The 16,872-nt window shown below is 31.7% G+C and carries 9 protein-coding genes; 8 read left to right on the top strand and 1 reads right to left on the bottom strand.

The genetic code is table 11. The features are described from left to right. Window positions 1-62 precede the first annotated feature (62 nt). The 5 genes from AC9UEH_RS04840 (at window position 63) to AC9UEH_RS04820 (ending at window position 4,730) form a co-directional block, all read left to right on the top strand. Entirely contained in the window at window positions 63-221 is a 159-nt protein-coding gene (locus AC9UEH_RS04840) for a hypothetical protein (RefSeq protein ID WP_509529046.1), read from the top strand. A gap of 4 nt (window positions 222-225) precedes the next feature. Beyond that, window positions 226-690 carry a hypothetical protein gene (locus AC9UEH_RS04835; protein WP_509529044.1) on the top strand — a complete coding sequence of 155 codons (465 nt, stop codon included), beginning with the start codon at window positions 226-228 and terminating at the stop codon, window positions 688-690. Window positions 691-695: 5 nt separating this feature from the next. Then, on the top strand, window positions 696-1,988 hold the full coding sequence (locus AC9UEH_RS04830; RefSeq protein WP_509529042.1) for a glycosyltransferase family 4 protein: 1,293 nt from the start codon (window positions 696-698) through the stop codon (window positions 1,986-1,988). A gap of 1 nt (window position 1,989) precedes the next feature. After that, complete coding sequence (locus tag AC9UEH_RS04825) at window positions 1,990-3,453, top strand: lipopolysaccharide biosynthesis protein (protein WP_509529040.1); 1,464 nt, start codon at window positions 1,990-1,992, stop codon at window positions 3,451-3,453. Window positions 3,454-3,539: 86 nt separating this feature from the next. Beyond that, window positions 3,540-4,730, top strand: a complete 1,191-nt coding sequence (locus tag AC9UEH_RS04820) for a M28 family peptidase (RefSeq protein ID WP_509529037.1) — start codon at window positions 3,540-3,542, stop codon at window positions 4,728-4,730. Window positions 4,731-4,833: 103 nt separating this feature from the next. On the opposite strand, the gene uvrA is transcribed toward AC9UEH_RS04820, so the two are convergent. Next, a complete protein-coding gene (gene uvrA, locus AC9UEH_RS04815; RefSeq protein ID WP_509529035.1) occupies window positions 4,834-7,662 on the bottom strand; it encodes an excinuclease ABC subunit UvrA in 2,829 nt (942 codons plus the stop codon). A 432-nt stretch (window positions 7,663-8,094) separates the two neighbouring features. Between uvrA and AC9UEH_RS04810 the strand changes: the two genes are divergently transcribed. The 3 genes from AC9UEH_RS04810 to AC9UEH_RS04800 all read left to right on the top strand — a co-directional run bounded on the left by AC9UEH_RS04810 (window position 8,095) and on the right by AC9UEH_RS04800 (window position 16,864). Beyond that, a complete protein-coding gene (locus AC9UEH_RS04810; RefSeq protein ID WP_509529032.1) occupies window positions 8,095-10,620 on the top strand; it encodes a T9SS type A sorting domain-containing protein in 2,526 nt (841 codons plus the stop codon). A 131-nt stretch (window positions 10,621-10,751) separates the two neighbouring features. Beyond that, on the top strand, window positions 10,752-13,562 hold the full coding sequence (locus tag AC9UEH_RS04805) for a helix-turn-helix and ligand-binding sensor domain-containing protein (RefSeq protein ID WP_509529029.1): 2,811 nt from the start codon (window positions 10,752-10,754) through the stop codon (window positions 13,560-13,562). Between the two features lie 254 nt (window positions 13,563-13,816). Then, window positions 13,817-16,864 carry a SusC/RagA family TonB-linked outer membrane protein gene (locus AC9UEH_RS04800; protein WP_509529025.1) on the top strand — a complete coding sequence of 1,016 codons (3,048 nt, stop codon included), beginning with the start codon at window positions 13,817-13,819 and terminating at the stop codon, window positions 16,862-16,864. Window positions 16,865-16,872 lie beyond the last annotated feature (8 nt).

Raw genomic sequence — 16,872 nt, 5'->3', positions numbered from 1 at the left:
AACAATTAGATAAAAAACAAAAACAGTCGTTTTTATTTTTTATCGGACATTAATGATTCAAAATGGAAAAACTTACATTACATCATGCACATCCAAAATTAATGGAAGCCAGATACATAGAAGAAATTAGAAAAATGTCGCCACAACAACGTTTTGAAAAATTGATGGCTATTATTGAAATTTCATATCTCTTGAAAACAGCAAAAAAATCATCAAAATAATTCAATGAATAGTCAAATAATTGAAATTTGGAAGTATTTTTCTTTGAACAAAGTCAAATATTTAACCATTGGTGGTTTTGCCGTGAATATTTATGGTTACGGAAGGAATACAGGTGATATTGATATCTTAATTGAAGATTCAATTGAAAATCGTGAGAATTTGAGAGAAGCCTTGAAACAATCAGGAATTGGAGATTTTGAAAACATGAGCACAATTCAATTTATTCCTGGTTGGACAGATATTTCCTTAAATTTTAATCTGCGATTAGACATCATGACTTCTGTTAAAGGTTTAGAAAATCACGATTTTCAAGAGTTACTTGATAAAGCTTATGTCACTGAAATTAGTGGAATTTCAGTTTACTTTCTAGATTACGATAATCTTATTAAAGCAAAAAAAGCTACAAATCGTCCAAAAGATATTTTAGATATTGAAGAGTTAGAAAAAATTAATAAAAACTCTAACTAATAATTTTGGAATCAGAGCAAAAAAAAGTCCTTATCATAACCTATTATTGGCCGCCAGCAGGTGGGCCAGGAGTGCAGCGATGGTTAAAATTTGTGAAATATTTACCTGATTTTGGATTGCAACCCATCGTTTATATTCCTGAAAATCCTACTTATCCAATTGTTGATGAGGCTTTGCTTTCTGAAGTTTCAAATCAAGCGATAATTATTAGAAATAAAATTGTAGAACCGTATCAATGGGCTTCTTTTTTGTCTAAGAATAAAACCAATAAAATCAGTTCAGGAATTATTCCTAACAATCGAAAACAATCGGTATTAGAACAATTTTTACTCTGGATTCGGGGAAATATTTTCATTCCTGACGCACGCGTTTTGTGGGTGAAACCATCGGTTAAATTTTTAGAAAAGTACATTTCAGAAAACGGAATTACCACAATTATAACTTCGGGACCGCCACATAGTTTGCATTTAATTGGATTAGAATTAAAGAAAAAGTTAAACGTGAAATGGGTAGCTGATTTTCGGGATCCTTGGACAACCATTGGGTATCATAAAGCCTTGAAATTATCCGATTTTGCTGCTAACAAGCATAAAGAATTAGAATGCAAAGTACTCAATTCAGCAGATTTGATTTTGGTTACAAGTCCAACCACAAGAACCGAATTCAAGCAAATTACTTCAAAACCAATCGAAGTGATTACGAATGGATATGATGTTGAAAAAATTGGAAATCAAATTTTAGATAAAAAGTTTTCGTTGGCTCATATTGGCTCTTTTTTGTCTGAAAGAAATCCAAGGATTTTATGGGAAAGCATTTCAGAATTAATTAGAGAAAATCCAATATTTGCGTCGCATTTCCAATTGAAATTAATTGGCGCCGTAAGTCAGGAAGTTTTAGATGCGATTGCCTTATTTCAATTGCAAAATTACGTTGTTAATTTGGGTTATGTTTCTCACGATGAAGCCATTGTGCAGCAAAAAAAATCACAGGTTTTGTTGTTAATTGAGATAAATTCCGAAGATACTAAAAGTATCATTCCAGGAAAATTATTTGAATATATGGTTTCCGAAAGACCTATAATTGGTATTGGTCCAAAAGGTTCTGATTTTGCTGAAATTATTACCGATACCTATACGGGAATTTTTGTTGATTATTCAGAAAAAGACAAACTTAAAAGCGTTATTTTGACTTATTTCAATCAGTTTTTAGAAGGTAATTTAAAATCTCACGCAGTTGGTTTACAGAAATATTCCAGACGAAATTTAACAGAAAAGCTCGCTAATTTGCTAAAAAGGTAGAATGGGAATCGTACTAAACCAATCCATAAAAAACACGATAATTACCTATTTTGGTTTTGGAATTGGTGCTATTAATGCCTTGTTTTTATACACGATTTTCTTGGGCAAAATGCATTATGGAATTGTAGCTTTTGTACTTTCCGCTGCGAATATTATGATGCCGTTAATGGCTTTTGGCGTTCAAAATACTTTAATCCAGTTTTATTCCAAATACAATTCAGATGCAGATCGAGAGAATTTTTTGAGTTTGATGCTTTTGTTGCCTTTGATTTTAATACTTCCAACGATTGTATTTTTATATTTTTTCTATCCTCAAATTACGTTTTATATTTTAAAAGAAAATCCAAATGTTGCACCATTTTTATGGTTAATTCCAATAGTTGGGATTTTCATGGGGTATTTTGAAATTTTTTATGCTTGGGTAAAAGTTCATTTTCAATCTGTTTTTGGGAATTTTTTGAGTGAAGTTGTAACCAGAGTAATTATCCTTTTTTTACTTTTTTTTGTAAGTCAAAATTGGATACAAAAAGCCACATTTGTTTATTCTCTTTCAGCAGTATACGGTTTTCAATGTTTTGCAATGATGGCATTTGCAATGCGAGTAAAAATGCCGGTTTTTAAGTTTCAATTGCCGATAAATACCAAAGAAATTTTTAGTTATTCCTTTTTCATTATTGCTACAGGAACCGTTTCTGTTATGCTTATTGATTTCGATAAAGTAATTATTCCTGCCTATCAAAATATTAGTAATAACTCTTTTTATTCGGTGGCAGTTTTTATTGCGATGGTAATTGCGGTTCCAAGTCGGGCGATGATGCAAATTATTCATCCTATTACGGCTCAGTTATTAAATGAAAATAAGTTAGAGGAACTCAATGTTTTGTATAAAAAAAGTGCCATCAATCTTCAAGTTTTTGGAGGTTTGATTATGTTGGGAATTTTCTTGAATTGCAAAGAATTATATCACTTAATTCCTAAAGAATATTCAGGTGGAATAGCGGTCGTTTTTTTAATTGGCTTATCAAAATTCTATGATTTGATTATTGGAAATAACGCTGCAATTATTTTAAACACAAAATATTATCGATGGTTTTTATTTTTTGGAATCGTTTTGGTTGTCTCTATGATTGGGTTGTATATGATTTTAATTCCAATTTACGACATTGTTGGTGCGGCTTTAGCCACTTTAATTGCTGTATTTATTTATAATACAATTAAAGTACTTTTTGTGTTTTGGAAAATGAATTTGTTTCCATTTTCTATTAAAACAGTTTATTCATTTGGAACAATAACCCTTGTTTTTCTGATGTTTTACTTTTGGGATTTTGCTTTTCATCCGATACTTAACATTGCATTAAAATGTATTTTAATAACAATTGTCTATGGTTTTTTGAATTATGAATTGAAAATCTCCGTTGAAATAAATCAAATCTTCGATAAATTTAAATCTAAATTGAATTTTTAATTTCACATTTTTTTTAACTATAGTTTTATTGCGAATTTTTGTTCAGTTTGTTATCTTCGCTGAATAATTATAAATATATTTGATTTATGAAGCATTTTTTTACCTCTTTAGCAATAATTTTGATTTTTATATTTCCTTCTTTTCAGCTTTATGCCCAAGTTTATAATCCAAATTATGCTGCTGTTGTAAATCAATGTTCCACTAGTACCGTTTTATCAAATTTAACTGAATATGAAGGGTTAGGTGTAAAACGCCGGGGAACTGTTGCTCTTGAAAATACGTTGACTTGGTTGAAAAATAAGTATTTGAGTTATGGTTATTCTGCTAGTCAAATAACGGAAGATTCCTATACTTATACTGGTTCTACAGCAGTTTGTAAGAATCTAATAGTGACTAAAATCGGCACTGTTTATCCAAATACTTTTGTAATTATTGATGGACATTATGATTCTTTAAACGGAACTGGAACCAATGACAATGGAAGCGGATTGGCTTGTATTTTAGAAGTGGCAAGATTATTACAAAATATCCCGACACAATATTCTATAAAGTTCATTAATTTTAGTGGTGAAGAAGACGGTTTATATGGAAGTCAGCATTTTGTTACTTCGGTTGTGAATAGTACGACACCAAAAATGAATATAAAATTAGTTTTTAACATAGACGAAGTTGGCGGTGTTGCAGGTTTAGTTAATAACGTTATTACTTGTGAAAATGATACTTCTTCGCCTACTACAAACAATGCTGGTTCCAATACAATTACCAATGAATTGATAACGTGTGTGGGTTTGTATTCGCCTTTAAGTACTTTTTTAGATCGTGCCTATTCTTCGGATTATATGCCATTTCAAAGCAACAATGAGATTATTACTGGTTTCTTTGAAAAAAATGAAACTACGCACAAACACACAACCTCCGATTTTTTGATTTACATGGATCCAACCTATACTTATAATGTTGCCAAAGCGGCAATAGGAGCGATGTTGCATTTTGCAGTGGTAGATACTTCATTGTCAAATGAACAATTTGAAGCTGGTTTTCAAGGAAGTTTTTTTCCAAATCCAACCAAAGATATTTTAAATATCAATTGTGGAAAATTAGATAGAAATTACACTTTTAGCCTAGTTGATTTACAAGGAAAGACAGTTTTCTCCAAAACATTTGAACAAGCAAAACTAACGGAATCTATCGCTATTGCTGATTTTAGTAAAGGAATGTATCTTGCAGTTATTGTATCTGGAAATAAAAAGTATTCTAAGAAAATCGTAATTGATTAAAAAAACTAATCTAAGTTGTATCATTTATTGTTATAAGTAATACGTATAATAAAGTGTTGTAATTTATTGTAATTAGCTGATTTTAAATAGTTTTTTGCAAATTCTAGTCTTTTGATTTTACGACATTAAAACTTTCGACTTTACTTAATTTTTCCTTTAAATATTTACCTGTAATAGAAGCTTTGTTTTTAATGATTTCTTCGGGCGTACCAACAGCTAGTATTTGACCTCCATTTTCGCCGCCTTCTGGACCTAAATCGATAATGTAGTCAGCACATTTTATCATATCTAAATTATGTTCAATCACAATTATAGAATGTCCTTTGTCGATTAAAGCATCAAAAGAAGTCAGTAATTTTTTAATATCGTGAAAATGTAATCCTGTGGTTGGTTCGTCAAAAACGAACAACGCCTTGTCTTTTGTACTTCCTTTTACAAGAAATGACGCCAATTTGATTCGTTGGGCTTCTCCACCAGAAAGTGTGGAAGACGATTGCCCCAATTGAACATATCCCAATCCAACATCTTGCAAAGGTTGTAGTTTTTGAACTATTTTAGTAAGATTTGCAGCTTTGAAAAATTCCAAAGAATCATCAACCGTCATGGTCAAAATGTTGTCGATATTTTTTCCTTCAAAATAAACTTCAAGTACTTCTTTCTTGAAACGTTTTCCGTTACAAGCATCGCAAGGCAATTGCACGTCCGCCATAAATACCATTTCAACATTTATAGAACCTTCGCCTTTGCAGGCTTCACAGCGTCCGCCATCAACATTAAAAGAGAAATGTTTAGGTAGATAACCGCGAATTTTAGATAATTTTTCTTTTGCATATAAATCTCGAATGTCATCGTATGCTTTAATATAGGTAACAGGATTTGAACGGGAGCTTCTTCCAATTGGATTTTGATCTACATATTCAATGTGCCTAATCTTGTGATAATAGCCTTGCATATCTGTAAATTGACCCGCTTTTTCTCCAATGCCATCTAATTTCTTTTGCATTGCAGGAAACAAAATTTTCTTTACCAAAGTACTTTTTCCACTGCCTGAAACCCCTGTAATTACTGTTAATACTTCCAATGGAAATTTTACATCTACATTTTGCAAATTATTTTCCCGAGCTCCTAATATTTCGATATAAGTTCCCCATTTTCTTCTGATTCTTGGCACAGCAATTTCTAAATTTCCATTTAAATATTGAGCCGTTAGCGAATCAGATTTTAGAATTTCAGTAAATGTGCCTTGTGCGACCAATTCTCCACCGTGAGTTCCTGCTTCAGGACCAATATCGATAATCATGTCGGCAGCTTTCATAATATCTTCATCGTGTTCCACAACGATTACTGTATTTCCCAAGTCTCGAAGTGAAAGCAACACTTTTATCAATCTTTCGGTATCTTTTGGATGCAATCCAATGCTTGGTTCGTCCAAAATATACATCGATCCAACCAAACTACTCCCCAAAGAAGTAGCCAAATTGATGCGTTGTGATTCGCCACCCGATAATGTAGCGGAATTTCTATTTAGTGTTAAATAATCCAATCCAACATCAACCAAAAACTTTAATCGACCATTTATTTCTATTAAAAGTCGCTTTGCAACCTTTCGATCAAAATCATTTAATTCTAATTTTTCAAAGAAAGCAAACAGTTTTTTGATGGATAAATCAACCAAGTCAGAAACGGTTTTTTCGCTTATTTTTATATGGGAAGCTTCAACTCGAAGGCGTTTTCCTTTGCAAGAATGGCATTTTGTTTTGCCACGATACCTCGATAACATCACCCGATTTTGAATTTTATAATTTTTATCTTCTAATTCTTTGAAGAATTTTGTTAGTCCCGTGAAATACTTGTTTCCATTCCAAAGAACTGCTTTATCCTCATCCGATAATTGGTAATACGGTTTGTGAATTGGAAAATCAAATTTATAGGCATTGTTGACCAATTCGTCCCGATACCAGCCCATACTTTCGCCACGCCACGCATAAACTGCATTTTCATAAACAGACAAAGCAGTATTTGGGATTACCAATTCTTCATCAATTCCAATAACGCTGCCATAACCTTCACATACTGGACAAGCTCCGTAAGGATTATTAAAACTAAACAAATGAACATTGGGTTCTAAAAACGAAATGCCATCCAATTCAAAATTATTACTAAAACTGAAACGTTTATCAGTAGCAATTTCTTGTAAATAGCAAATTCCTTTTCCTTCATAAAAAGCAGTTTGTACCGCATCGGCAAGTCGGTTGAAAAAATCTTCTTCGTCTTTGATGATAATTCTATCAATTATCAGTAAAATATCTTTGTTATCTAATGAATGAGCGTCGATTTCATCCAAACGAATCATCTCATTTTTAACCAATATCCTAGCAAATCCTTGTTGTAATAGTGCTTTTAATTTATCTTCTAAAGCTCTGCCTTTTTCCAAATGAATAGGAGCGAGAAGAAGCAATTTGCTATTCATTTCTAATGATTTCACTGTATTTATAACGTCAGATACGGTATTTTTCTTTACTTCCAATCCGGAAATTGGAGAATAGGTTTTGCCAATTCTTGCAAATAATAACTTTAAATAATCATAAATTTCTGTTGAAGTTCCAACTGTTGAACGTGCATTGGTAGTATTTACTTTTTGTTCAATTGCAATTGCTGGTGCAATACCTTTGATATATTCTACTTTTGGTTTGTCTAATCTGCCTAAAAATTGCCTTGCATAAGAAGATAAGCTTTCCACATAACGTCGTTGTCCTTCAGCATACAAGGTATCAAAAGCCAAACTTGATTTCCCAGAACCTGACAATCCGGTAATAACCACTAATTTATTGCGAGGAATAGCAACATCAAGGTTTTTCAGGTTGTGCACTTGAGCACCTTTAATAATTATATTTTTTTTAGGTTCAAGTTTTGAAATATCAGTTTTAATCATAGCCGTTTTTGAATGATGGCAAAGATAAATAATTAAAACATGAGAAACTTACAACAATAGTTAAACTGTTAATATGATTGTTATTTTAGATACTTTATACCAATTTGACAATAACCAATACTAATTATTAAAGTATTCATTTTTATTATTTTATTATTTTAAAAGCTTTTTTTTGATAAAATAAATTTATTTAAATGTGTAAAAATTCAGAAAATGGAATAGTAATACTTTACATTACCACAACATTTTATAAAAATGAAACGGGTTTTAGTATTTTTATTTATGATTAATAACTTCGGTAATGCCATTAAACAATAACATTTATTTTCTTTTCAATTATTTTTAATTTGTATAGTTTTTATACAGTTACATTTTTATTATTTAAAAAACTACAATACTAAATTTGACTATTAACTTTTTTAAAAAACAATTATGAAAAAAATTACACTTTCGATTATTCTTTTTGCTTCAGCAATTGGTTTTTCACAACCAACGACTAACGCACCAGTTCCCTCTCGTTTGCAAGCAAATGTAATTTCAGTTTACAGTGATAGTTATACCTCTGTTGCAACTGACTTAAACCCAAATTGGGGACAAACAGGTACTGTAAATACAACATTTAATCCAACAGGTACTGGAACTAATTTAGTAATGGCTTACACTGGCTTCAACTATCAAGGAATTTTGTTGACAACACAAAATGCTTCAACTATGGAGTTTTTACATGTTGATGTTTGGTCTAGTGCTAATCCTACGACTTCAATCTTAAAAGTTAGTCCTATTAATAGTGGTACAGGAACTGCTGAAAGTTTAACTACTGTAAACTATGTTACCGGTTCTTGGACAAGTTTAGACATCCCTAAAAGTTCTTTTACAGGGATGACTTGGGATTCTCTAATTCAAATGAAATTTGCCGCTAATGGTGCAGGAAGTACCGTTCCAATGACGCTTTACCTAGATAATATTTATTTTTGGAAAGCACCAGCTGCTTCAGGAACTCCTACAATTACAGGCTTTTCAGTACCTTCAAAATTAATGGGTGATATACCGTTTGCAATTACACCTCCAACTAGCAATAGTACTGGAGCATTCTCTTACACAAGTAGCAATACTGCTGTAGCCACAATTTCTGGTAGCACAATCACCGTTGTGGGAGTTGGTACTTCTACAATAACAGCTAACCAAGCTGCTACGGGTTCCTATTTGACTGGAACTACATCTGCTTTATTTACTGTTTCTTATGGACCACCAATGGTAGCTGCTCCAACACCTCCTACTAGAGTTGCTACTGATGTAATGAACTATTATAGTAATGCTTATACCGAAATCGCAGGTACAGATTGGAATCCAAGTTGGGGACAAACTACGGTAGCTTCTGAAATTTTAGTAGCTGGAAATGCGACTAGAAAAATGGCTAATTTAAATTACCAAGGAGCACAATTTGTAGCTGCGCAAAATGTTTCAACAATGAACACTTTACACCTTGATTTATGGACTCCTGATTGTACTTCATTTAAAATTTCTTTGATTAGTGCAGGATTAGAGAATGCAGTAACATTAACACCAACACTTTCTGGTTGGAATAGTTTTGATGTTCCATTAACAAGCTACACAGTTCCAAATTTAGCTGCTGTTATTCAATTCAAATTTGAATCGGTTACTCCGGGTAAAACGGTATATTTAGATAATATTTACTTTTGGAAAAATGCTTTAGCTTTAGTTGCCCCATCTTTACCTATTACTTTTGAATCTTCATCTGTTGCTTATACATTTGCTGATTTTGATGGTGGTGTAGGTACTAAAATTGCTAATCCTAACTCAGGTGGAATTAACACTACTGCTACCGTTGGTAAAGTAGTTAAAAATGCAGGTCAAGTTTGGGGTGGTACTTCTCTTAACTTAGCAGCTGCAATTGATTTCTCCGTAAACAAAATATTTAAAGTAAAAGTATATTCCCCAAGAATTGGTGCTAGGTTGTTATTGAAAGTTGAAGGAGCTGCTGGTGTGGCCACTTTTGAAAGAGAAGTTGCAAGTACTGTTGCAAATGCATGGGAAGAATTATCTTTTGATTATTCAGCAGTATCAATAACTAATCAATATACAAAACTAGTTTTCATATTTGATCTTAATAACATGGGTGACGGATCAGCAAACTACACTTTCTTAATTGATGAAATTCGCTTAATTGCTCCAACTGGTCCAGTTTTAACTCAAATGAGTTTACCAGTAACATTCGACTCTACTACAGTAGATTATGGTTTGATTTCTTTTGGTGGAACAGCTTCAACTGTAGTAGTTGACCCTACATTAGCTACTAACAAAGTTGCTAAAGTTATTAAAAATGCTCCTGAAACATGGGCCGGAACCACAGTTACTGGTGCTGCTGAACTCGGATTTAGCCCTGCGATTCCATTTACTGCAACAGAAAGAAGAATGAATATTCGTGTTTGGTCGCCAACTGCTGGTATTCCTGTACGTTTGAAAGTGGAAGTTAGTGGACAACCAACTCAGTCAGTTGAAACCGAAGCTTTAACCACTGTTGCAAATGGATGGCAAACGATGGAATTCAATTTTAACAATCAAGCTACTGGTACAGCTGCTTTCAATGCTGCTTTCCCTTTCAATAAAGCATCTATTTTCTTTAATTTTGGAGTAGCTGGAAGTGGTCAAACTTATTATTTTGATGACATGAAATTTGGTGCTGCATTGGGCGTAGCTTCGTTTGAGGCTTCAAAAATTAAAATGTATCCAAATCCAACTTCTTCTGTTTTTACTATTGAAGCAAATGAAGTCATCGAAAGTGTTTCTCTTTACAATATTTTGGGTCAAGAAGTAGTAGCGAAAAACCCTAATAGTAATTCAATTACTTTAGATATTGCTAATCTTCAAAGTGGAGTTTATGTTGTAAAAACAATGATCGGTGGTGTTTCGGCTACTTCAAGAATTGTTAAAAAATAATTAATTTTTAGTTTTAATATCAAAAACACGTTCCGAAAAGAACGTGTTTTTTTTGCTTTAGCCTATTTTGTTTGGCTATTATTTTTTTTTAATTATCTTTATGTTTCAATTTCATATTATTCCTACATTAAATGATTAAAATTAAATTTTCTCAATTTCTATTCACTATTCTTTTTTCAGCATTGTCTTTTTGTCAAGAATTACCGCCTATAGTAAGATACAATCCAGCTATTTACGGGGCAGGAAATCAAAATTGGATGATATCACAAGATAAAAACAACTTTATATTCTTTGCCAATAATGAAGGGCTTTTAGAATATAATGGCTCAAATTGGACTTTATATCCATCTCCAAACGAAACAATTATTCGTTCCGTAAAAGTAATTGAGAACAAGATATATACGGGGTGCTACATGGAATTTGGGTATTGGGTTCGTCAATCTAATGGGCAATTAAAATACACATCACTAAGTAAATCAATAAAAAGTAAAATCCAAGACGATGAACAATTTTGGAATATTCTAAATTATGATCAATGGGTAATTTTTCAATCTTTAAATAAGATTTTCATTTATGATACTAAAACTGGAAAATTTAATGTAATAAATCCTAAAAATGGTATTGTGAAATCGTTTAGAACAAATAATTCTATCTATTTTCAAACCTTGAATGAAGGGCTTTACGAAATTGAAAATGGAAAAAGTAAATTAATTTCTAATAATTCAATTTTAAAAAATAATAGAATAGTTTCGGTATTTTCTACTAATGAGGGCTTACTAATTCAAACACAATCCAATGGGCTTTTTAAATTAATAGGTCAAAATGTGACGAAATCTTCTATTGATGCTGATTCAGCGATTACTTCAAATACCATTTACAGTAGTAAAATTTTATCCGACGGTAGTTTTGCGTTAGGAACCGTTTCCAACGGAATTTATATTTTATCTAAAGATGGAAAAGTTAAATACCATATTACTCAAAACAAAGGTTTGAGTAATAATACCGTTTTATCGCTGTTTGAAGATTCGGATAAAAATTTATGGATTGGCTTGGACAACGGTATAAATTGTATCAATATACAATCGCCAGTGAAAAGTTTTTCTGATAATACAGGAATGTTAGGAACCGTTTATGCCTCAGTTTCTCATAATGGAAAATTATATATTGGAACCAATCAAGGTTTATTCTTTAAAAATTTTGGTACAAATGACGAATTTCAATTTGTAAACGGAACAAAAGGGCAAGTTTGGTCTTTATATGAAAATACAGGAACACTTTTTTGCGGTCACGATTCAGGGACTTTTATAGTTGAAAATGGAAATGCAACGCCTATTTTTTCTCAATCAGGAACTTGGAAATTCTCAACGATTCCAAATCATAAGAACTTGCTTTTGCAAGGAAATTATTATGGCGTTTCTGTTTTAGAAAAGATAAATAACCAATGGGTTTTAAGAAATAAAATTAAGGGATTTGATTATTCTTCCCGGTATTTTGAAATTACTAATTCTTTAGATGTTTATTTAAGCCACGAATACAAAGGAGTTTTTCGCTTGAAATTAGATGATAAACTTTTAAAAACAATTAAGTTTATAACCTATGAATCTCCTACAAAAGGAAAAAATGCAAGTTTGGTAAAATTCAATAATGTGATTTATTATGCTTACAAAGATGGTATTTTCAAATTAAATCCGACTTCAAAGGAATTTGAAAAAGACAAATTATTGAGTTCTGTTTTTGAAAAAGATGAATACACTTCAGGAAAAATGATTGTTGATAATTCCAATAAAATCTGGTTGTTTTCAAAAAATTATATTCATTATTTTACTTTAAGCAAATTGGGTTCTGATTTAAAGCAAAACACTATCCCAATTCCTTCTGCTTTAACAAATTCAATGTCTGGATTTGAAAATATTGCCCAACTTTCAAATTATGGATATCTTATAGGAACTACAGATGGGTATTATACAATGAATATTAACGATTTAAGTTTTAAAAACTATACAGTCTATATTTCAAATATTAGTATTAATAAATTAAATGAACAATCTTTTAGCACCTCAATTTCTGAGTTTGGAGAATTTAAATATGCTGAAAACAACATTACATTCAATTATACTGTACCCGAATATAATAAATATATAAATGCCGAATATCAATATTTTTTAGATGGAGTGCAAGACGAATGGAGTGAATGGAATGCAAAATCAACGGTTAGTTTCAAAAATTTATCTCCGGGTGAATACACTTTTAAAGTAAGAGCAAAAATTGCAAATTCATCCCCTGAAAATATGGCAACATATACTTTTGTAATTCTAAAACCATGGTACGCCACAAATTTTGCTATTATTTTTTATATAATTGTAATTATGATTATGGCACATTTTATCAATAAAGCGTATAAAAAACATTATAATAAACAACGGGAAAAGCTAATTGAGGAAAATAATTTATTACTTGAAATTAAAGAATTAGAAAATTCTCAGGAACTTATGAAAGTTAGAAACGAGCAACTTTCTCAAGATGTTGACACCAAAAACAGGGAATTAGCAGTTTCCACAATGAGCTTAATCAAGAAAGATGAATTATTAACTTTAATTAAAGAAGATTTAAAAAACACATCTGATGAAGGTTCTAAAAGTATCAAATCGGTGATTATGAATATCACCAAAAACATCTCCGAAGAAGATTCATGGAACGTTTTCAAAGAGGCTTTTGATAATGCAGATAAAGACTTTTTAAAGAAAGTGAAATTAGCGCATCCATCACTAACGCCAAATGATTTAAGACTTTGTGCCTACCTTCGATTGAACCTTTCTTCAAAAGAAGTTGCTCCTTTAATTAGTATTTCTGTTCGTAGTGTTGAGATAAAACGCTATCGATTGCGTAAAAAAATGGAATTATCACACGAACAAGGGCTTGTAGAGTATATTTTGTCTATATAATCTACCTGATTAACTCAGACTTTAGCTATACATCGCCACAACATATTGGCTAATTGACTTTGTAAATATAGTTTAAATGATAATTTTTATTTCATTATTAGTTGTTGTAAATGCTTTTTATCATTGATTAATTTACAGTATTCAGATTTATATTTAGTTTTTTTTCAATTGTATGTTTTTTGTTGTGGTTCTTTTTAATTTTTTCTCATTCGTTAACAATATTTTTATAATTCTTAAACAAACCAAATTATATTATGAAATCAAAATTATTACTAATCACTTTTATTTTAATTTCTTCTTTGGGATATTCCCAGATGTTAGAAATTAGTGGAAAAGTAATCGATTCAAAATCAAATACTCCTTTAGTAGGTGTAAATGTTGAAATCCAAAACACATCGCAATTTTTTATTACTGATGTTGAGGGAAATTTCAAATTTTCAAAAGTTGCTTCTGGTTCAAAACTTGTTTTTAGCTTTATTGGCTATAAAAAGTATGAACTTAAAGTAACGAAATCTCAAAATATTACAATAGAAATGCAAGCCGCTTCTGAAGCTTTAGAAGAGATAGTAGTTATAGGTTATGGTTCCAAAAAGAAACGTGATGTAACAGGTGCTGTAACAGTAGTTTCAAGTAAAACAATTGATGAATTAAAACCTATCAAGATTGAACAAGCTTTGCAAGGAACCGTTGCAGGTGTTACTGTTTCTGCACAATCAGGTTCTCCAGGTGCTGGTTTAGATATAAGAATTCGTGGAATTTCTACCAATTTAAACAATGCGCCCTTAGTAATTGTAGATGGATATCAAGGCGATTTAGGAATTATAAATCCAAATGATGTTGAAAGTATTACTGTTTTAAAAGATGCTCAAGCAGCCATTTACGGTACGATCGGTGCCAATGGAGTAATTTTAATAACCACTAAATCGGGAAAGAAAAATTCCAAAACAAAGGTGACCTACAATTCCTATATCGGTTCACAAGAAACAACCAAAAAAATAAATTTGCTTAATGCTACGGATTACGCACTTTTACTTAACGAAAGTTATGGAAATGGCGGTCAAGCGTTGCCTTATCCAATAGTTACGGGTTTAGGAAAAGGGACAAATTGGCAAAATGAAGTTTTCGGCAAAGCACCCATTATTAGTAATGACTTCTCTATTTCTGGTGGTTCTGATAAAATTACGTATTCCTTTAGCGGTTCCGATATGAACCAACAAGGAATTATTGGAGCAGGTAAATCAGAATATAAAAGAAATACTGCGCGTTTGTCTTTAGGTGCTGATTTATCTGATAAATTTAAATTATCTGCCAATGTAGTTTATACTTTCATAGGTAGAAACTCTTTGAATGAAAGAGGTTTGGGTTCAGTATTATTTAATGCTATTAATACACCATCAACATTAACGCCACGAGATGCTAATGGTGATTTCACTTTGGTGCCAAGTACAACTGGTTACGGTATTGAAATTATCAACCCGTTGGCACAAATTGAAAACACCTATAATGATTATAAACTTAAAAAATTAAACGGTGGAGTAACTTTAGATTACGATGTTGTAAAACATTTTAAAGTGACAACTAGAGTTGGTTTTAATACTGGAAATAGTAAAGGTAAGAATTTTAACAAGCAAGTAAATTATGGTGGAAAAGTTTTTGATGTTACACGAAGTAGTGTAAATCAAAACACCATAAACGACAATGATTATACTTTAGATGCTTTTGGTGTTTATGAAAATACATTTAAAGAAAATCATAAATATAAATTAACCATTGGTCAAACTGTATTTAAAGAATTTGGATCGGGACTTTTTGCAACGGGTTATGATGTGCCAAACAATTCTTGGGATAATGCAGATATAAGTTTAGCAACAGGAACAAGCATTGCTGGAGCTCGCGATGTTGGTTCTTATGGATATGATGAACGAAGATTGACGCATTTTGGAAGATTTGAATATGACTTCAAAGGAAAATATTTGTTTACTGCTATGGTTGCAAGAAATGTTTCTACAAAATTTGGTCCCGATAATAGGGTAGCAGTTTTTCCATCTTTTACAGGTGGTTGGATTGTTTCGGATGAAAATTTATTTAATAAATCAGGTGTCATCAATTTCTTTAAAATAAGAGCCAGTTGGGGTTTATTAGGAAATGATAAAATTGGAAACAATGCTTACGTTGGTAACTTAGGTGGACAAGGAACGTATGTTTTTGATAATACTTTAGTAAATGGAGTTGCTATTGGTGTAATTCCAAATCCGAAAATTAAGTGGGAAGCAGATGAAAAACTAGATTTCGGATTTGACGCCAAAGTATTAAACAACAAAATCGATGTTACTTTCGATTATTTCAAAGACACTCGTAATGATTTATTAATTGGAAATATCCCCGTTTCGGGAATTACAGGAGTTTACGCACCTGGTTCTGGAGCACCAACAATTAACGCAGGTTCGGTTGTAAATGAAGGATTAGAATTTGCAATAAATTATAAAGATAAAGTATCAGATGATTTCAAATTTGGAATTTCATATAATGTAACAACACTAAAAAATAAAGTTACTAAAGTTGATAACAGTACTGGTTTTATAGAAGTAGGTAATTTTGGAGTAAGTCAACCCGCACCAGCAAGAATGGAAGTGGGTCACGCCATAGGTTATTTCTATGGGTACCAAACAGATGGTATTTTCCAAAATCAAGCCGAAATTGATGCACATCCTTCCCAAGTGGCTTTAGGTGCCGCAACTTCTCCTGGAGATATTCGCTATAAAGATTTGAATGGTGATGGTGTTATCGATTTAAAAGATAGAACAGATTTAGGAAGTCCAATTCCCGATTTCACAATGGGATTGAATCTTAATTTCAATTATAAAAATTTCGATTTTGTTGCCTATTCCTATGCTTCGATTGGGAACGAAATGATACGTAATTACGAAAGAACTTTGTCTAATGTAAACCGTTTAAACTATGTTTTAGACAGATGGACTGGCGAAGGAACAAGCAATACCGTTCCAAGAGTTACAACGGGCGCAACAAACAATAATGTTCTTTCTAACTATTTTGTTGAAGATGCTTCCTTTCTAAGAATCCAAAATATTCAATTGGGTTATACTTTGAATAAAACGTTATCTGAAAAATTTAAAATCAGTAAATTGAGATTATATGCTGGAGTGAATAATGTATATACATTCACCAAATACAGAGGTTTTGACCCAGCCGCTACCGATGGAAATCCAATTGGCGGCGGAATTGATTATGGATTTTATCCAACACCAAAAACCTATATGATGGGTATAAATGTTAATTTTTAATACTAGAA

Source organism: Flavobacterium sp., assembly GCF_040402835.1.
GTDB lineage: Bacteria > Bacteroidota > Bacteroidia > Flavobacteriales > Flavobacteriaceae > Flavobacterium.
Note: the sequence above shows the minus strand (reverse complement) of the source record. Positions and strands in the feature narration are given on the sequence as shown.

Coding starts and splice junctions, on each gene's coding strand:
- AC9UEH_RS04820 (WP_509529037.1), top strand. CDS start 3,540: ATGAAGCATTTTTTTACCTCTTTAGCAATAATTTTGATTTTTATATTT.
- AC9UEH_RS04835 (WP_509529044.1), top strand. CDS start 226: ATGAATAGTCAAATAATTGAAATTTGGAAGTATTTTTCTTTGAACAAA.
- AC9UEH_RS04840 (WP_509529046.1), top strand. CDS start 63: ATGGAAAAACTTACATTACATCATGCACATCCAAAATTAATGGAAGCC.
- uvrA (WP_509529035.1), bottom strand. CDS start 7,662: ATGATTAAAACTGATATTTCAAAACTTGAACCTAAAAAAAATATAATT.
- AC9UEH_RS04825 (WP_509529040.1), top strand. CDS start 1,990: ATGGGAATCGTACTAAACCAATCCATAAAAAACACGATAATTACCTAT.
- AC9UEH_RS04810 (WP_509529032.1), top strand. CDS start 8,095: ATGAAAAAAATTACACTTTCGATTATTCTTTTTGCTTCAGCAATTGGT.
- AC9UEH_RS04805 (WP_509529029.1), top strand. CDS start 10,752: ATGATTAAAATTAAATTTTCTCAATTTCTATTCACTATTCTTTTTTCA.
- AC9UEH_RS04800 (WP_509529025.1), top strand. CDS start 13,817: ATGAAATCAAAATTATTACTAATCACTTTTATTTTAATTTCTTCTTTG.